This is a genomic window from Bacillus sp. LH1, assembly GCF_057924895.1.
On sequence record NZ_CM175007.1, the window covers coordinates 4,962,994 to 4,981,067 of the forward strand.

Genomic DNA, 18,074 nt, shown 5'->3' on the forward strand with positions numbered 1-18,074 from the left:
ACCAGCTGAAAAACCATAACGAAATAAGCATAGATAAACTATACTTTTTTAGAAAAGTTATTCAGCCGATGAATATAGGGGATTTATGCCCCTTGATTAAGCTCCGTACAACGCTTCACCGTATACATTTGTGCGGAGCAAAGTTTTCTAATGAGTTTTACAAATTTTATATAAAGCATATTATGCACCTTCCTTAATACTTAAAAAGGATTTTAGCATACGGTTTTACGAAGCGTCAACATTACTTCCGAATCTTTCAACTACTTGTTTTCAAAATATTGCTTCTGAAACATACACATTCTTATCGCATTATGATAGTTACCATCAACGAAAAACTCATCGATAAGCTCACCTTCTACCATAAACCCAACTTTTTTATAAACATGTACTGCCTTTTCATTTTCCTTATCCACAACTAAATAAATCTTATGCATATTTAGTACGGAAAAAGCGTAATCCATCGCTAAACGCGTCGCATCCACTGCATAACCATATCCTTGATAATTCGGATCAATAATAATTTGGAATTCTGTTCTACGGTGAATATAATCGATTTCTACTAACTCAACTAATCCAACCATTTCATTGTCTTTCTCAACGATAAATCGGCGTTCGCTTTGATCATGTATATGTTTATCATATAAGTCTTGCAGCTCCACAAATGCCTCATACGGCTCTTCAAACCAATACGACATAATATGCGCATTATTATTCAGTTCGTGTACAAACTTTAAATCTTCTCGTTCTAATGGACGTAACTTCAATTCCTGATTCATTTCTATAACCTCCAAGTAAAAGAAACCTCTTCACTTAATTTCTCAATTTTTTTCGATTTCAAACGCCCTAATTTCATTGTAAACTTTCAAGCAACTTGAAGGTCAAGATGTAACAATATTATGCCGAAATTTATAACCAATTAATAAAGAATGTAGACATTTACAATAACTTAACGAAAAAAGAACAGTCTTTTGGCTTTCCAAAAATCTCAGTAAGATAAAATTATAAATATATCATCGTTAAAAATTAAGAAAGGGAGATGAACCTATGAGAATACAATATAGAAAGTATGCATTACCTTTAATCTCGTTAGTCTTATTTACTCTTATTGGTTGTACTAATAATGAGCAAAAAAACGATAAAAACGAGACATATACTTTTGAGGTTTCCAAAAAACGTGGTGATATTATTGAGAAAAACAATGAAGTTTATAACATAGAAAAATTAGATACTTTCGTAAAAAACTATAATTCAAATAAAGACGATTCCGTTAGAATTACTAAATTTAATACCAAGGACGAGCCAGTTATTATTGATTTAACTGTAAAAAAAGAAAAGGAGTCTACCTCCGTCTATTATGATGTTGACTATACAAAAACAAATGAGAAACATAGTGAAAATCAAGAGATTCAATATTCGAACAATATATGCCAAAAAATCACAAAAGATATTGAAGACAACAAAGTAACTTATAAATTAGAATGTCCTGACACTATTCATTTGATTACAGCCCCCCAATTATAGGATGGATAATTGCAAATAAAAAAGTAGTGCAAACTTATGTCTGCACTACTACTCTTTTCTCAAATCTCTCATATTCGATATGTATAAAGCAATAACTAAAACAAGAATTGCTCCTGCGTATAATAACGTCTCCATCGGTTCCTCATGAGACACAATAATTAATCGAATTAAGGCCGTAATTCCGATATAAATAAAATAACGTAACGGGAAATGATAGTTCGATTTAAAATACTTAATAATTAATGCAATGAACTCGAAGTATAAGAAATAAACGATGATACTTTCAACCAATTTATATGACGTATACTTCTTCGCTGAAAATATGTATTGAATAAAAGTAATCGTCTCATTAATTAAAAAGATAGATAAGACAATGGATAATATAATTAGCGCTATATTTAATATCCACTGTAAAACACTCGCGATAAAATGATCAATATTGAATGATTTCATTTTCTCATTAAACTCCCCTTCGTATAAGTACATATTTATTATAGCAAAATTATAATTGAAGGTGCGTTAAATCATATTTTCGTCCTTTATTAGTGCCGGTGTGTGGGATGTTCATTGTTTTAAGGAGTCTATGAACTGTTGCACTCGATTGAACGTGGAGAAATTCCTTTAACTGCATATTTGTACAAGTCCTACTAATAAGAAGTACATAATCATGTATCGCATCCTCATGTGCTACCTTAGAGATAGCTTTACAATTTGAACAATACCACCCTTTTTTGATTTTCAACATCGGCATTATAGAACAGACCTCACATCGTACGCCGTTTAACAATTCCCCTTTTTTGATTTTAAATTGTTCGAGGATATTTTGCTGTAATGGAGTATGATTCCTTACTATTTGACAAATAAGATCGTCTACATTTTTTATAGTTTTTTTCTTATATTTGCTCTCAAACCATTTTATTTTATGAGGTAAATTTGCACTGTGTATAATTTTATTGGGGAGATTATCGTCTGAAGATTTAATAATAGTTCGTGGATTACTAATAACAACGAGTGATTCAATCGGAAAACGAGAAAACCCATTTAACCTTAACCATTTTCTAAACTGTTCCTCTTGTCTTTTCACTTGTAAAATTGGATTTGGAAACCCTTCTGGATTCCCCTCTGATATTCTAATAAGCTGGTTAAACTTTGAATCAAATAGTAACGTACCTGCTATATTTTTTATTTCGAGGAAAAGAAGAAAATATGCTGAAATGATAATCGTATCAATTTGAAAATGGTGATTTTGATCAGACAACCTTATATCGTGCAAAATACTATATGTTTCTTCTGGCAAAAAACTTAATGGATAATTGATAGCTTGTTCACCTTTGTAACCCGCTTTATGCTTCGCTAAACTTTCTGCAACCATATCCCGTTTCGGATGGTGAGCAGGTAATCTTCTAGATAACGCTTCTAATTGTCGTAAATACATCGGCATTTGTCGTTCTTTCACAATCATTTTTAGCCCTCCTCAAAATATATCAACGATTTTTCAAATATATCTATCATAACTCACAATATATCAACGATTTTTTCAATATATCAACGATTCGACATAGAATATCGACTTACCGACAAAAACCGACACAACATACACCCATAAAATCCTATACACAGTATAGCATCACATCTAAAATCGCACTGTAAGCATAATATGAATCCGCCCATTTAATTACGTCGTTTTCAAAATGAGAAATTTACATTCACCCCATGTAAAAGACCTTTTTATAAATATGAACAAATTTTAGGAATTAGTTTATCTTTTTTTAATGTTTTATTTAGAGGCAGTTTATAGTCGGGGATTAACATAAGAAACGTAGCAACTAAGTTCATATATGACGCACTGCTACTATAATCGCTAACCGTACTACTTGAAATCATAAAATAAGGAGACGATAAAACATGAACAAAAAAGCAAAAGCACTATCATCCGTACTGCTCGGATTCACATTAGCATTAACAGGGTGTGCTGGTACTAAAGCTGAAGAAAATCATGGGAAACAAAAACAAGAACAAGTTGCTAAAGAAACAAAAAAGGAAAATAAATTAACTAAAGGGCAAAAAATGGCTAATATTCTTAGCGAGACAAATTGGCAAGGTACACGAGTGTATGACAAAGATAAGAATGACTTAACAAAAGAGAATGCAAACTTCATTGGTCTTGCAAAATATGATGCGAAGTCAGGCAGATATGAATTTTTTGATGCTAAAACAGGTGCAAGTCGTGGCGATAAAGGCACTTTCTTTGTCACAAATGATGGGAAGAAGAGAATATTAATTTCAGAATCAATGAAGTATCAAGCTGTCGTTGACATGACAAAACTAAATAAAAATGTATTTACTTATAAACGAATGGGTAAAGACGCTAACGGTAAAGATGTAGAAGTTTTCGTTGAACATGTCCCATATAACGAAAAAGAACTTTCTTTCACTGATCCGGACAAGCAGCTGAACACGACTACAGGAGATATTGTTAAAAACGTTGATGGAGATAAAATTTTAGGCGGTACCCTTTGGCACGGAACAAAAGTAGTAGATGAAGCTGGTAATGATGTAACACAGTTTAATTCGAATTTTATAAGTCTAGCAAAATTCGATGACAAGTCTAATAAATATGAGTTCTTCAATAGCGAAACAGGTCAAAGCCGTGGTGACTATGGCTACTTCGATGTTGTACACGAAAATAAAATAAGAGCCCATGTTTCAATTGGAAATAACAAATACGGTGCAGCTCTTGAACTTACTGAACTAAATAAGAATAAATTTACGTATAAAAGAACTGGTAAAGACCAAGCTGGTAAGGATATAACTATATTCGTTGAACATGAACCTTATAAAGGTGATATGAAACCACAATTTAGTTTTTAAATACGTTTGATTAAAGATCCTGTACTGAGTTGCAGGATCTTTCTTATTAAGCAAGAGAACGAAAAGACGAAAAACATGTAGCTTTTCGTCTTCACAATATTCCCACCTTATAGTTGATGATTTACAAAACCTAAAAACATACCGATACAAAATAAAATAAATCCAATTAGAATTAAGGGAAGAGTGAAGCCACCCCAAGCTGGTTTATTAGCAAACGCCCTTATTTTAAAATTAATCCTCGCTAAAGACATGATAACGATACCCGCTATTGATAAAATTGTAGTTACATAAGTCATCTAGAATAATACTCCTCTTCTATATTGATTTTATATCTCTGCAAACCATCTACATAAGTGTTACAGTCCACTATTCATACATGTCATCCCAATTGTAGCAATCCAGCTTTGTGCCACATCATTTGTAAAATTCATTCTTCATTCCTAAAAAAAGACAGAACCAGACGGTTCGGTCTTTTTTGTTTTATAATAATCTCTTTTATTTTTGCTATAATACCTTTTTCTTATAAATCTTACGCTAACACAGCTTTTGATTAACTTATCCTGAAATATTATGAATTTGCGTTCAACTTATCTAAAATATCTTTATCTATTTTTGCTTGATTCACTTTAGCTATTTTAGAAACAATCCCACGGCGATCTTCCCAATCAATCAAATAATATTGATTTTTTTCCAATTCATTTTGCAAGGAAATTTTCAGTTCTCTTTCTTCCCCTTTTTTATCGTACACCTTCTCATCGTAAACATGATACGTAAGAACTTCTCCATTACTCAATTTTTCGTTTTCTACTTTAGAATCAGTCGTTACTTTTACATAATATTGTTTAGTCAAATAGTATCCATTCCCTGACTTCATATAGTAGAAAGCACCTCCTACTATAGCTAATAACACAAAAATTCTCATGATCCATTTCATATGATAATACCTAACCTTTCTATTCTACTTGTAAGATTTATACCCGTTAAAATATAAATCTTCCTTACCTTAAGTATGCTTTAACCATACAGATGGTACAATCCAGTTTCCTTACACCCACATTACATTTTTGTAATCCTATCATTTTACAAAAGTTTCTTAAGTTGGCCCAAAACAAAGGAACATAAAGTTTTATTCCTCCAATTGCCACACTTTTAGCAACACTTGTCCAAGTAATAGGAATTTCATTTCAATCCATTTTACGTGAAGAAGTAAATCAACGCCGATTAACTATATTAGGAATTACATTATTAATCAGCCCTCATCAATCGGGCTGCCCGGCAAATAGAGGAATAAAATTTATGACTAAGTAAAAAAGCGCCCTACTTATAGGGCGCTTTTTTTATACTTAATGACTAATACTAGCTGTTGGATATAATGTTGTTCCTCCAATTGAAACTTTTATTTCATTTGTTAATGGAACGTTTTGTTCATTAATAATTGTTCTCCACCATTCCCATGCAAGACCTGTACATTCTCTTGCTACAATTTTTATATTTTTTGAGTTCGGTGGAAGAGGGATAACTGTAGAGTAATGAGCCGTTTTGTCTTTTCCGCTACCATCCCATGTTTTATGTGTTAGTACTTCGTTACCCTTTTGGTCAAATGTGAATTCATCCCAAGATACATCAAATTGAGCAACGTAAGCACCGTAATGATCAAGTGTCATTTTAGCACTTGAATATTCTGTAGTTGTCGTCTCAATATAATCTGTATTGTTATGAACAGCAGCGGTTGCATTATCTTTTAAGAAAGTACTTGTATATGAAATTGGGTATGCTGGATTTTTAAGACTTAATTCAGCATTATCTTTAATAATATTTCGGATTTCATTGAAATCTTTAGTAACAACCTTGTTATGCTCTTTCGCATCTCCGCCTAATACTACAGCAGTAAAGGTACTTTCTTCAAAAATATCTTTATACTGTCCACTTGTTTCAACACTGTTATCCTTAAGTAAGGCTTTAAAAGCAGCTTGTACATCTTTGCTCTTAGATGTTGTTTCTAATTTTACATAAATCGTTCTACCATAAGCTACATTTGAAACCATAACAGGTGGAGCCGAATTACTTACGCCTTTTCGAGTTAACTCATCAAAAGTAACGCTATTATCAAAAAGGTCGGATGGATTGTTAGGTAGTTCAGCACTTACCGTATAAAATATTTGTTTATACGCCGCTACCATCACTTTTTTCTCTCCATTTGCAACCGCATTAAAATCAATGTTTAGACTGTTATCAAGATATTTAGCGTTAACATTAAGAGCGCTTGCGATTTGCGATTTACTATAAACCATAGATTCCGTATACTGCATTCTTGCAGGCAACGTATGTGTTGTAGAATACTTTTCATTCCAAGTAGATACTAAATCGTCTACTGCTCCAGCTACATTACCATATGTCGGATTTTGGACAGTGATTGTATTTTCTTTTCTCATGCCCGGTAAGTCTATACTAATATTCAAAGGCTTTCTCTTAGCCACTAATAAACTCGGTTGATTGTCTGCAAAAGCTTTATTTGCAAGTTGTACAGCTCCTGGATACGTGCGATTCACTACAGAATCAATAATTGAAATATCGACTGGTGACGTTGTAAGTGATTTTTTTTCGCGTTCTACTACTACAAATTTACCATTTGAATTGATACTTTCTTTCGGAACAAAACTCTCTACTTTATCACCATTTACAGCTAAAACCTCTTGATTATTATATTTAAGATTTGCTATACCAGTATCAATGCCACTAGCATTTTTGGTTACATCAGTTGCATTACTTGCTTGTGTTTCTGCGAAGGAAATAGATGAATAATTAATAGTGCATAGACTAACTAATAAACATGCAAGGAACTTTCTTCTTTTAGTGTTTTTCTTAATATTCAGAAAAATCACCCCGTTCTTTTTTTAGTAAAATATAATAATGATTGCTAACTAATAAATTTACATAAATGCTTTTAAAAGTTCTTGAATTAACGGGATTACGCCACCTACAAATTTTAAAACTGCCATTGCGATTTCCATATTATTTCCTCCTTTTTATTGCTACGAAATTTTGATTTATCTTTATGCCCTCATTATAGTGACCCCTTACACTTTTATCAATACACTCTGATATGCAATATTACATATAAAAAAACAAGCTGAATTCTTTTAAAAAGTTATACAGAGATATTTTTTTCGTTTGGTACATACTTGAAAAGGTGAAGCATTCTTTTGCATTTTATAAGTAATCACATAAAAAAAGCTGCTGCCTATAAAATACAGACAGCAACTTTAACTAGAGTGGCTTGCATAATCTGCGCAAGCTACAGTATTTTTTCACATTTTATAACTAATAAACTGCTATTGGCCCATAAGGACCATTAATAATTTCTATTTTTGTTTCAAAAATATCTGTCAAAAGTGTTGAGTCCATAACCTCTTCTACTGTTCCAAAAGCAGCAATTTGTCCATCTTTCATAGCACAAATTTTATCCGAGTATTTAGCTGCAAAATTTATGTCATGCATAACCGTCAAAATTGTTCTTCCAAATTCATTAGCTGCACGTCTTAAATGCTCCATCATTTGAACAGAACGAGCAACATCAAGGTTGTTCAAAGGTTCGTCCAAAAGTACATATTCCGTCTCTTGGCACAGTACCATCGCTACATATGCCCTTTGTCTTTGACCACCAGAAAGCTCATCTAAATATCTATTCTCTAAACTAGTTAAATCTAAGAAATCGATATATTTAGAAATGATAACCTCATCTTCTTTAGTCAACCTTCCCTTTGAATAAGGAAAGCGCCCAAATCCAACTAATTGTCTAACTGTAAGCCTAGTTACAAAATGATTTTCTTGTCGCAATATAGTCAAAACTTTTGCTAAGTCTTTCGATTTAGATTCAGAAACATCCATATTTGCTACCTGAATTTGGCCTTCATCCATATCTAAAAGTCTGCCAATCATCAAAAGTGTCGTTGACTTTCCAGCACCATTTGGTCCAATTAAAGAAGTAAAGCCTGCTTTTGGTATTTCAATATCCAAAGGTCCTATTTTTACCTTATCAGTATAGAACTTTTTAACATTATCAATTTTTATCATAAAGCCCTCTTCCTTAAAACTATAGTTAAGAATATGATTCCACCAAATAATTCAATAATAACTGAAACTACACCTTGAGCATGGAATACATGATACATTAAAAAGTATGCGCTCGTCATTATTAAAAATCCTATAGCAAAAGCCATCGGAAAAATATATCTATGATCATAAGTTGACGCTGCCTGATAACTCAAAGTTGCCACTAAAAAGCCGTAGAAAGTAAGTGGCCCAATTAAAGCTGTTGAAATGGACATTAAAATCGCTACTAATACAAGCGTATAAATGACACTAGGTTGATATTTAACCCCAAAAGAAGTAGCAACATCCTTTCCTAGTGACAAAACATTCAAATTCTTAGAATGAGCAAAAATCAATACTGCTACAATTATGATCATAGGAATTACAATAGGAAAATAAGCAGGATCTGCATGATTAACAGAACCAAATAATCTAGCTTGTAAAATATCAAATTCTGAAGGCGCAAGTAGTTTTCTCATGAAAGTTGACACAGAATTTAGCCCGGTACCAATAATAATTCCAACTAAAAGCATAAGTTGTAAATTCCCGTATTTACCGGAAAGTAACCATCCATAAAGTATCAAACTCATGAAGACCATAACAACAACTTGGAATAAAAATGATCCAATTCCATTAAAATTTATTAACGCACTAGCACCAAAGAAGAATACTGTACTCGTTTGAATTGCTGAATAAAGTGATTCGAAACCTAAAAGCGATGGAGTAATAATTTTATTATTCGTAATAGATTGGAAAGCAACTGTCGACAAGCTATGGCAAACCGCAGCAATAATCATTGCAACAATAGCTACTATCCTTCTCTTAACGACTGGGATAAAAGAAGGTGAATCTATCGGAACTGGATTGTTATAAACTAAAAGTCCATATGAAGAAAGAAGACCTAAAGCAATCAATGTTATCAGTAAAATCCAATAACGTCTTGCTTCCTTCTTAGACCGAAAAGCGCTAGCTGATCTACTTTCATTATGAAGGCTAGAATCGATTTCGACATTTTCTTTTTTTCTATATTCTAATGTGATCATCGTAGCCTCCTTGGTTTTCTTTGTCTCAATAAAATAGTAATAAACACGACTGCTCCCACTGTTGCAAGTATTAAAGAAACAGGTAATTCAAAAGGCTGTATAATTGTTCGAGAAATGATGTCACAGGCAGTTATTGATCCCATTCCGATCACACAAACCCAAGGTAAATTACTCCTAAGATCATCACCTCTAAACATTGAAACGATATTTGGCACAATTAATCCTAAGAAAGGTAAGTGTCCAATAACAGCTGCAACAATTCCAACTGCAACAGAGATAAGAGCAGTCCCAAAAAGAACAATTCTATTGTAATTAACTCCAAGACTTGTTGCGACATCTTCTCCTAGTCCAGCTAAAGTCAATCTATTAGCATACATAAAAATAAGAAAAGTAATGATAACAATCAGCCATAAATATTCATATCTTCCCACCTGAATGTTAGCAAATGAACCGACAAACCAAGTTTCAATACTTTGCGTCTTTTGAAAAAGGAGTCCTAAAAAAGTAGACACTGCAGAAATTACTGCTCCAAGCATCAATCCAATAATCGGAACAATTAAAGACGAACGAAGCTTAACTCTTCTTAAAAATAGAAAGAAAATCATAGTTCCTATAAAAGAAAAAATGATTGCACCAGTCATTCTTTGAACTAAAGTCGGGGCAGGAAATAATAAATACACAAAAAGCAGGCCTAAGCCTGACCATTCAATAGTCCCCGTTGTAGTAGGTTCAACAAAGCGATTCTGTGTAATGAGTTGCATGACGAGCCCTGCCATCGCCATCGCAGCTCCAGTAAGCATTAATGCAGCTGTTCTCGGAACACGAGTTATGAAAAACATCTCTGTCCCGTCCTCTTGTCCACGTATATCATAAACTCCAGTAAACAGTGATATAATCCCTAAAATTATAACAACTATAACTGCTATTATAAAAGGTTTTGTCCATATTTTATTTTGATTATAAAACTGGGGTTGAGAAATATTCTCAACCCTAGAAATCATATTTTTTGACACTGTTTCGTACCCCTTTACACTACTTAGCTAAAGTTTTTGCCATATTTCCAAATAACTCTATATAAGTTTGAATTGATTCATTCGTGTAAGTATCTTCTGGTGCATAAATAACTTGTTTTTTAGAAACAGCAGTTGTGTTTTGAAGAGCAGGTGATTTAGAAATAACATCCTTAGCAGGTGTTGACTTAGCTGCATCAGATGTTGCAGCATCACGATCTAATACGAAAATCCAATCAGGATTTGTTTGTGCAATAGCTTCAACAGAAACGTCATCACCTTTATGACCTGCAGTAGAATTTGAAACTTCTAACGCTGGAGTCCAACCGAAAATTTCATACATTGGTCCCCAAACACGACCAGAATGTGGCGCAGCAAAACCAATATTACCACCAGTAACGATAACACTCATAACTTTATCTTTTCCGTTATAAGCAGATTTTGCTTTTTCAATAGATTTATCAAAATCAGCTACTAATTGTTTAGCTTCTTTATCTTTATTAAAGATTTTTCCTAAAGTAACTGTAGAATCTTTAAGTCCTTTTACTAAGTTTTCGCCAGGCTTAGTAGCTTTCTCAGAAACATCAAAATTAAGATCAATAACTGCTGCATTTGGTACTAATTTTTTGATTTCTTCGTAATGGTCAGCAAATCTTTGACCAACAATTACAAGTTCAGGATTTGCCGCTGCAATAATTTCTAGATTTGGTTCACGGTGATTCCCAATATTTTGAACTTTTTCATCCTTTTTATATGCTGAATCAGCAGGCATGATATCCTTTGGAGCAGCCGCTAATTTAATTCCCCAATCAGATAAAGTTTCAAACGTTCTGTTATCCAAAGCAACTACATTCTTTGGGTTTACAGGGACTTTAACAGTTCCATGAGCATCAGTGATTTCAACCGTTTTCGGCTTATCACTACCATTATCTTTATTATTAGCCTTCGAAGTTTCTTTACTTGAATCTGAGCAAGCTACTAACATTAAAGTGAAAACTGCTAGAATACTCACTAATTTTAAAAGCATAGATTTTTTCATATGTATACTCCTTATAGTGTGATTTATTTCGAAAATGATGACATCCATAGATTGAATTAGAAGGTAACTTTTATTCAATTGAATCGCTATTGATAATCATTTTCATTTGAACATCCTGTTAATTAGTATAGTCATTAATTCTGTGAAAATCTTGTGAATGGTGTGAATTCATAAAATCAGGCATAGAAAGTAATATGTGAAGTCGGGTGTATTGATTAACCTTTATTCTTCAGAGCGTGTCGATTTTTTTCGAGTAGAAACTTTCAGTAGATCTGGTCTCAACTCGTCCCCTCCACACTACCCAAAAGATGCTCATTAATAGCTAATGTTTTCATAATCCATTGCCTGATAGAAATATTCTTTTTACAGTTTTCATCTATTAATATTTCTCAGAAACTATTTGATTATCACATTTAACAAAAAAACGAGTAAAACTGAATGAAATAGTTTTACTCTTTTTCTATTACCTTATTTTATCATTCAATCATTGAATAGCCTCTGCCGTGTATCGTTTGAATATATCTCTCTTTCTTCTCGCACTTTAACTTTTTTCTTACATACCCAATATATAAGTCTACTACATTTGGATTTACTACTATATTATATCCCCATACTTGATTCAAAAGCATTTCACGGCTCAATATTGTGTTTTTATTCTTGATTAAAAATACAAGTAAATCGTACTCCCGCTTAGTAAGCGAGAGGTTTTTGCCACCTTTTTTCACAATATTGCTAGATGCATCAACAAAGAGATCTTTAAACTGAAAAAAGTTTATCTCCTTTTGCTGGTTACAATCACTTCTCCTTAAAATTGCTTGAACTCTTGCTACTAATTCTTCTTTCGCAAATGGTTTTCTTATATAATCATCTGCTCCTGCTTGTAACCCTGCTACGCAATCCTTACTAGAAATATTGTCAGTCACAATAATGATCGGTGTCGTTTTAACAAGTCGTATTTGTCTGCAAATTTCTGGTCCAGATATACTTAATGAATCCCAATCCAATATGATAATATCCCAATCTTGTTCATATATTATATTTAAACCTTCGTTTTCATTGTGAAGTTTTAAAATGAAGTAACCTTCTTGCGTTAAACCGCTTACGATTTTCTTTGCTGAAGACCGTTCATTTTTAATCACCAACACCTGCTTCACCGATGGTTCACCTCTACTTCAATATAAATTATTTAGATAAAAAAATTATCCCGAAAAAATAATTTAAGATTTATAAATTTAAAACCCCTAAATAATCCATTAAAACAGTTTATTAGGAGAACTCTATATAATCTTACAATAGGTATGGATAAAAACACAAAACATATGAAGATTCGAATAAAGTGAAAAAATAATAAGAACTCAACAATTGGGCGTTTACTAGTAGCTATATTATCTACCTGCTTATCGTCAATAACCATTTCTTCATTTTCTATTTCAGGGATATCGTCCCATCAACTTCAGCATTATATAAAACCACAAACAAAAAGAACCATAACCTCGCCAACCTGGCAAAGTTATGGTTCATATCATACAAAATAAAAAAACCACCAAATATGTATTGGTGGAGACGGTGGGAGTCGAACCCACGTCCAAAAATATCGGCACTTAAGCTTCTACGAGTGTAGTCGATATATTAGCATTTCGCGAACTCTTCGGCCTATCGACAGGCTTCCAAGTTGCTAGTCTGGTTGTTCTCTTCCTTTGTCCTCAGACGGCGAACTCCGGCGTAGTCCACTTAGTTTGAGTCCCTTACCCTACCACATGGACGATGGAGGGAGGAACCTTTAGTGCAATTAAGCAGCTAAAGAAAGATTGTTTTGTTTGCCAATTATAGGCTTTGACGTTTTAACGAGGCCGATCCCCTCGACTCGCAACCTAAGCTCGAACTATCCCTGTCGAATCCGTAACGTCCCCATGATAAAAATGGAGCATACGAAGAAAATATCGTGATAGCTACTAAGAGCTGTTTTTCAATGTGCAACAACCTTACATAAGTTATTATAACATACGCGCTCCATTTTACAAATGTAAATATCTGTATTACATCTTTTGGCGATCACGGAACGCGCGTGCAATTTCACGTTTAGCTTCTTTCTCTTTTAAATCGTGACGTTTATCATATTGCTTCTTACCTTTTGCTAAACCAAGTGCCATCTTTGCAAACCCATTTTTCAAATAAATTCTAAGTGGAACTAATGCGTAACCTGTTTCTTTCGCAGCGCCCGCTAGTTTATCAATTTCTTTTTTATGCAGAAGTAATTTTCTCGTACGAAGTGGATCATGGTTGAAACGATTCCCTTGTTCGTACGTATTAATGTGCATATTATGAACCCATACTTCACCATTATGTACACGTGCAAACGCATCTTTCAAGTTTACGCGTCCAGCGCGAATCGACTTAATTTCCGTTCCTTGAAGGACAAGCCCTGCTTCGTATGTTTCTTCGATGAAATAATCATGAAATGCTTTTTTGTTCTGTGCAATAACCTTACCTGTACCCTTTGGCATATAACGTCCCTCCTCTATTTTTACTATTGTAACAAATGTTAATAAAAAGCGAAAGTGGCTCGCTCAGAATGTGAGATGGATGGAGCTTCTGACCTTGAGGCGCTCTTTGCCTCTCGGGAAGAAGCGAAGCCGCCGAACATTCTAGCCACTGTAGCTAGATTCCATCAAAAAGCGAAAGTGGCTCGCTCTCAAGCCACGAAGAAAAAAGAAAACGGCCCCGCTTTTCATCAAAGCGAAGCCACTCTTTTCTTACTTACGCTTTTTCTTTTTCTTCTTGAATCCTGGTACGTTTTCGAAGAATGCTTTTTTCTTCTTACCGTTACCATCTTTTTTTCCCGGCTGGCTAGCAGAAGCGGATGCAGATGCAGATCCTCTTCCTTTTCCTTTACCACCACGGTCAAATTTTCTACCTGTGCCACGTTCACCGCCGCGCTCATTACTGCGCTCGCTACGTCCACCGCGTTTCTTTCTGCCTGTTCTTGGCTGATCGATAACGACTGGACGATCTTTAAACTTACGGCGAGGTGTGCCTTTCATGCCAACGATTTCAAAGTCGATTGCACGCTCGTCTTTGTTTACGTTAATAACGCGAATTGTAATTTCGTCACCGATGCGGAATACGTTTCCTGTACGTTCTCCGATCATAGCGAAATGTTGCTCGTCATAACGGTAGTAATCATCCGTTAAATAACTAACGTGTACAAGACCTTCAATTGTATTTGGAAGCTCTACGAATAAACCGAAGTTTGTTACAGAGCTAATCATACCGTCATACTCTTCACCGATCTTATCAACCATATACTCTGCTTTTTTCATCTCATCTGTTTCACGCTCTGCTTCAACAGCACGACGTTCCATATTAGAAGAATGCTCTGCAATCTCAGGTAATTTTTCACGCCATTTTGCTTGCGTTTCGTTGTCGACTTTACCGTTAATAATGTATTCACGAATTAATCTATGAACGATTGTATCTGGGTAACGACGAATTGGTGATGTGAAGTGTGTGTAGAACTCAGTTGATAAACCGAAATGTCCTAAACTATCCGCATCGTAACGAGCTTGCTTCATAGAACGAAGCATAACTGTTGAAATAACTACTTCTTCTGGCTGTCCTTGAACCATTTCAAGAATTTGTTGTAGCGCGCGAGGATGCACTTCATTCGCACGTCCTTTTACTGCATATCCGAAGTTCGTTACAAACTCGAAGAAACGCTCAAGCTTATCTTCTTTCGGATCTTCATGGACACGGTACATGAATGGTACGTTCATCCAGTGGAAGTGCTCTGCTACTGTTTCATTCGCAACAAGCATAAATTCTTCAATTAACTTCTCTGATACAGAACGATCGCGCATGACAACGTCTGTCGGTTTTCCTTCTTCATCCACTAATACTTTCGCTTCTTTAAAGTCAAAGTCAATTGCACCACGGCGCATACGTTTTTCACGTAAAATTTGTGCCAATTGACCCATCTCTTTAAACATCGGTACGAGCGGCTCATAACGCTTAATTAACTCTTCGTCCTCATCTTCTAAAATGCTTCTTACGTCAGCATAAGTCATACGCTCTGTTGTTTTAATCACACTTTGGAAAATCTCGTGTTTAACAACATCACCTAAGTTGTTGATTTCCATTTCACAAGATAATGTCAGACGGTCTACTTTCGGATTTAATGAACAAATACCGTTAGATAGACGGTGTGGAATCATCGGAATTACACGGTCAACAAGATACACACTCGTCGCTCTTTCCGCTGCTTCAACATCAATTGGAGAACCTTCTTGAACGTAATGACTTACGTCCGCAATGTGAACGCCAAGCTTGTAGTTACCGTTCTCAAGCTTCGTTACTGTAACAGCATCATCTAAATCTTTTGCGTCTGCACCGTCAATCGTTACGATCATTTGGTCACGTAGATCACGGCGATCTTTTAAATCTTCTTCTGAAATCGTTTCTGGTACACTGTTTGCATGTTCCATCACTTCTTCAGGGAACGCTAAAGGCAAGTGATGTTTATGAATGACAGATAAAATATCTACTCCTGGATCATTTTTATGACCTAGAATTTGAATAACTTCACCTTCTGCACTTAAACGATTCTCTGGATAGCTCGTAATTTTCACAACTACTTTATGACCTTCTACAGCGCCCATAGATGCACTTTTCAATACGAAAATGTCACTTGTCCAGCGCTTATTGTCAGGTATAACGAACCCAAAGTTTTTCGATTCTGTATATGTACCAACTAACTCTTTCGTTCCGCGTTCTAAAATGCGTACAATTGAACCTTCTTGACGCGAACCACTCGATTGGGAACTAAGGCGTGCTAATACTGTATCGCCATGAAGCGCACCGTTTAATTCTGTAGGCGGTATGAAAAGGTCATCGTCTCCCGTTTTCTTCTCATCTGGTACAACGAATGCAAAACCACGTGCATGTCCAATTAACTTACCGCGTATTAAATTCATCTTTTCAGGAAGACCGTAACGGTTGCTACGAGTACGAATAACAAGTCCCTTCTCTTCCATCGTTACAAGTGCCTTTACGAAATCTTTAAAGCCCTCAGAACCTTCAATTCCAAATGCCTCTTCTAACTCTTGTATCGTTAGCGGTTTATACGCTTCTTCTCTCATAAATAATAACAACTTATCAATATGTTCTTGTATGATTTCTTCCAAGCAAAAATACCTCCTTTAAAACCTTATATTATTTAGTGTATCCGAAAGATAGGGGATGTATAAAGTGAAACTTCAATACTCCCCTTATGATTTTTACAGTTTTCACAAAAAATTCCTTATGAAAAAAAGAGGCAACTAGATCTTACCAATCTAGTTGCTCCAAGAAGTTATATACATCCTCATGTAGCTCGTCACGTTGTTTATCAAGTGTAATGACATGCGTAGAGTCTTCGTACCATTTAATGTCTTTTAACGTAGATTCTACACCGTTATAAATAATGTTAGCACTATCTGTATTAATCATTTCGTCATGACGTGCTTGTACAACAAATGTTGGCGCATAAATCATATCCACATTGTTACGTACGTCAGCAATTAATTGTTGTAATGCTTTTAATGTATTCATCGGTGTCTTTTGGAATTCCAACATTTCTTGTTCAATTTGTTCTGGTGATTTTTGCTCACGTTTTTTATATTCGCGGGCATATGCCAATATACCTTGGTACATCGTTTCTTCGCTCTTAATATACATCGGTGCACACATTGGTACTACACCTAAAACCGGTACTGTATAACCCAATTTTAAAGAAAATACGCCGCCAAGTGACAATCCAACAACAGCAATTTTCTCAAAACCTTTATCTTTTAAAAGCTGATATGCCTCCGTTACATCTTGCCACCAATCTGTAGGACCTGTATGAACAAGCTCTTCTGGTGGTACACCGTGCCCTTTATAAATTGGCGCATGACAAGTGTAGCCTTTCTTTTCTAAGAAACGCCCTAACATACGTACATCAGCTGAGTTCCCTGTGAATCCATGTAGTAATAAAACAGCGCGGTCTCCACCCTCAAATGTAAATGGTTTCGGAGATGCTAATTTCATCATGTACTTCTCCTCTTTCTCTTCTGTAATCTAGTCGTATTCTTTCTATATCTTAGTGTACCATATTTATATTTCTATAATCTAATTAGAAACATCTTTCAAATGGCAAAACAAAAAAAGAAGAACCATTAGTACATTTTACTAACGCTTCTTCTTTCAATTCTATAAGTTCAAGTACGTAACACCAATTGTTAATGCGAAGAACAATACAGCTAAAACAATTGTAATGCGGTTTAATACCGCTTCAATCCCACGTGCTTTTTGCTTACCAAATAATTGCTCTGCACCGCCTGAAATTGCACCTGAAAGGCCTGAGCTATTACTAGACTGCATAAGTACCATAACAATCATTAAAATCGATACAATAATAAGTAAAACTGATAATAACGTATGCACTTGGCGTACCTCCTACAAAGATTCAGTTATTGTAACTGT

The 18,074-nt window shown here is 34.7% G+C and carries 17 protein-coding genes and 1 other RNA gene; 2 read left to right on the plus strand and 16 right to left on the minus strand.

Annotated elements, in window-relative coordinates; genetic code table 11:
• Positions 1-260: 260 nt before the first annotated feature.
• Positions 261-776 (minus strand): spermidine N1-acetyltransferase, encoded by a 516-nt coding sequence (gene speG / locus ACX9TM_RS25760; protein ID WP_001071092.1) that lies wholly within the window; start codon positions 774-776, stop codon positions 261-263.
• Positions 777-1,044: 268 nt separating this feature from the next.
• On the opposite strand from speG, the gene ACX9TM_RS25765 reads away from it, so the two are divergent.
• Positions 1,045-1,521 (plus strand): DUF4362 domain-containing protein, encoded by a 477-nt coding sequence (locus ACX9TM_RS25765; RefSeq protein ID WP_059304219.1) that lies wholly within the window; start codon positions 1,045-1,047, stop codon positions 1,519-1,521.
• A 48-nt stretch (positions 1,522-1,569) separates the two neighbouring features.
• Here ACX9TM_RS25765 and psiE read toward each other — a convergent pair whose 3' ends face one another.
• Both psiE and ACX9TM_RS25775 read right to left on the minus strand, forming a co-directional pair.
• Positions 1,570-1,974, minus strand: coding sequence for a phosphate-starvation-inducible protein PsiE (gene psiE, locus ACX9TM_RS25770; protein WP_000834704.1), 405 nt, complete (start codon positions 1,972-1,974; stop codon positions 1,570-1,572).
• Positions 1,975-2,023: 49 nt separating this feature from the next.
• Positions 2,024-2,983, minus strand: coding sequence for a nuclease-related domain-containing protein (locus tag ACX9TM_RS25775; protein ID WP_063219971.1), 960 nt, complete (start codon positions 2,981-2,983; stop codon positions 2,024-2,026).
• Positions 2,984-3,426: 443 nt separating this feature from the next.
• On the opposite strand from ACX9TM_RS25775, the gene ACX9TM_RS25780 reads away from it, so the two are divergent.
• A complete protein-coding gene (locus tag ACX9TM_RS25780) occupies positions 3,427-4,392 on the plus strand; it encodes a DUF4822 domain-containing protein (protein ID WP_065381879.1) in 966 nt (321 codons plus the stop codon).
• A gap of 107 nt (positions 4,393-4,499) precedes the next feature.
• On the opposite strand, the gene ACX9TM_RS25785 is transcribed toward ACX9TM_RS25780, so the two are convergent.
• The 13 genes from ACX9TM_RS25785 to secG all read right to left on the minus strand — a co-directional run bounded on the left by ACX9TM_RS25785 (position 4,500) and on the right by secG (position 18,035).
• Positions 4,500-4,688, minus strand: coding sequence for a hypothetical protein (locus ACX9TM_RS25785; protein ID WP_000222858.1), 189 nt, complete (start codon positions 4,686-4,688; stop codon positions 4,500-4,502).
• Positions 4,689-4,960: 272 nt separating this feature from the next.
• Positions 4,961-5,326 (minus strand): YxeA family protein, encoded by a 366-nt coding sequence (locus ACX9TM_RS25790; RefSeq protein WP_002184038.1) that lies wholly within the window; start codon positions 5,324-5,326, stop codon positions 4,961-4,963.
• Between the two features lie 409 nt (positions 5,327-5,735).
• Entirely contained in the window at positions 5,736-7,274 is a 1,539-nt protein-coding gene (alo, locus tag ACX9TM_RS25795) for an anthrolysin O/cereolysin O family cholesterol-dependent cytolysin Alo (protein WP_000576727.1), read from the minus strand.
• Positions 7,275-7,713: 439 nt separating this feature from the next.
• A complete protein-coding gene (locus ACX9TM_RS25800; RefSeq protein ID WP_000590071.1) occupies positions 7,714-8,466 on the minus strand; it encodes an iron ABC transporter ATP-binding protein in 753 nt (250 codons plus the stop codon).
• Entirely contained in the window at positions 8,463-9,527 is a 1,065-nt protein-coding gene (locus ACX9TM_RS25805; RefSeq protein WP_000631245.1) for an iron chelate uptake ABC transporter family permease subunit, read from the minus strand. Before ACX9TM_RS25805 ends, ACX9TM_RS25800 begins: the two co-directional genes overlap by 4 nt.
• A complete protein-coding gene (locus ACX9TM_RS25810; RefSeq protein WP_000042077.1) occupies positions 9,524-10,540 on the minus strand; it encodes an ABC transporter permease in 1,017 nt (338 codons plus the stop codon). Before ACX9TM_RS25810 ends, ACX9TM_RS25805 begins: the two co-directional genes overlap by 4 nt.
• Positions 10,541-10,559: 19 nt before the next feature.
• Positions 10,560-11,576, minus strand: a complete 1,017-nt coding sequence (locus tag ACX9TM_RS25815) for a siderophore ABC transporter substrate-binding protein (protein WP_000749449.1) — start codon at positions 11,574-11,576, stop codon at positions 10,560-10,562.
• Positions 11,577-12,052: 476 nt separating this feature from the next.
• A complete protein-coding gene (locus ACX9TM_RS25820) occupies positions 12,053-12,730 on the minus strand; it encodes a response regulator transcription factor (RefSeq protein ID WP_000815816.1) in 678 nt (225 codons plus the stop codon).
• A 401-nt stretch (positions 12,731-13,131) separates the two neighbouring features.
• Positions 13,132-13,486: a transfer-messenger RNA gene (gene ssrA, locus ACX9TM_RS25825) on the minus strand.
• A 126-nt stretch (positions 13,487-13,612) separates the two neighbouring features.
• Complete coding sequence (smpB, locus tag ACX9TM_RS25830) at positions 13,613-14,080, minus strand: SsrA-binding protein (RefSeq protein ID WP_001123919.1); 468 nt, start codon at positions 14,078-14,080, stop codon at positions 13,613-13,615.
• A gap of 249 nt (positions 14,081-14,329) precedes the next feature.
• Entirely contained in the window at positions 14,330-16,756 is a 2,427-nt protein-coding gene (gene rnr, locus ACX9TM_RS25835) for a ribonuclease R (RefSeq protein ID WP_000391085.1), read from the minus strand.
• A 142-nt stretch (positions 16,757-16,898) separates the two neighbouring features.
• Positions 16,899-17,639: a carboxylesterase gene (estA, locus tag ACX9TM_RS25840; protein ID WP_000761986.1), complete on the minus strand. Its 741-nt coding sequence runs from the start codon at positions 17,637-17,639 to the stop codon at positions 16,899-16,901.
• A gap of 162 nt (positions 17,640-17,801) precedes the next feature.
• Positions 17,802-18,035 carry a preprotein translocase subunit SecG gene (secG, locus tag ACX9TM_RS25845; protein WP_000557262.1) on the minus strand — a complete coding sequence of 78 codons (234 nt, stop codon included), beginning with the start codon at positions 18,033-18,035 and terminating at the stop codon, positions 17,802-17,804.
• Positions 18,036-18,074 lie beyond the last annotated feature (39 nt).

Coding starts and splice junctions, on each gene's coding strand:
- speG (WP_001071092.1), bottom strand. CDS start 776: ATGAATCAGGAATTGAAGTTACGTCCATTAGAACGAGAAGATTTAAAG.
- ACX9TM_RS25765 (WP_059304219.1), top strand. CDS start 1,045: ATGAGAATACAATATAGAAAGTATGCATTACCTTTAATCTCGTTAGTC.
- psiE (WP_000834704.1), bottom strand. CDS start 1,974: ATGAAATCATTCAATATTGATCATTTTATCGCGAGTGTTTTACAGTGG.
- ACX9TM_RS25775 (WP_063219971.1), bottom strand. CDS start 2,983: ATGATTGTGAAAGAACGACAAATGCCGATGTATTTACGACAATTAGAA.
- ACX9TM_RS25780 (WP_065381879.1), top strand. CDS start 3,427: ATGAACAAAAAAGCAAAAGCACTATCATCCGTACTGCTCGGATTCACA.
- ACX9TM_RS25785 (WP_000222858.1), bottom strand. CDS start 4,688: ATGACTTATGTAACTACAATTTTATCAATAGCGGGTATCGTTATCATG.
- ACX9TM_RS25790 (WP_002184038.1), bottom strand. CDS start 5,326: ATGAAATGGATCATGAGAATTTTTGTGTTATTAGCTATAGTAGGAGGT.
- ACX9TM_RS25800 (WP_000590071.1), bottom strand. CDS start 8,466: ATGATAAAAATTGATAATGTTAAAAAGTTCTATACTGATAAGGTAAAA.
- ACX9TM_RS25805 (WP_000631245.1), bottom strand. CDS start 9,527: ATGATCACATTAGAATATAGAAAAAAAGAAAATGTCGAAATCGATTCT.
- ACX9TM_RS25815 (WP_000749449.1), bottom strand. CDS start 11,576: ATGAAAAAATCTATGCTTTTAAAATTAGTGAGTATTCTAGCAGTTTTC.
- smpB (WP_001123919.1), bottom strand. CDS start 14,080: ATGCCAAAGGGTACAGGTAAGGTTATTGCACAGAACAAAAAAGCATTT.
- estA (WP_000761986.1), bottom strand. CDS start 17,639: ATGAAATTAGCATCTCCGAAACCATTTACATTTGAGGGTGGAGACCGC.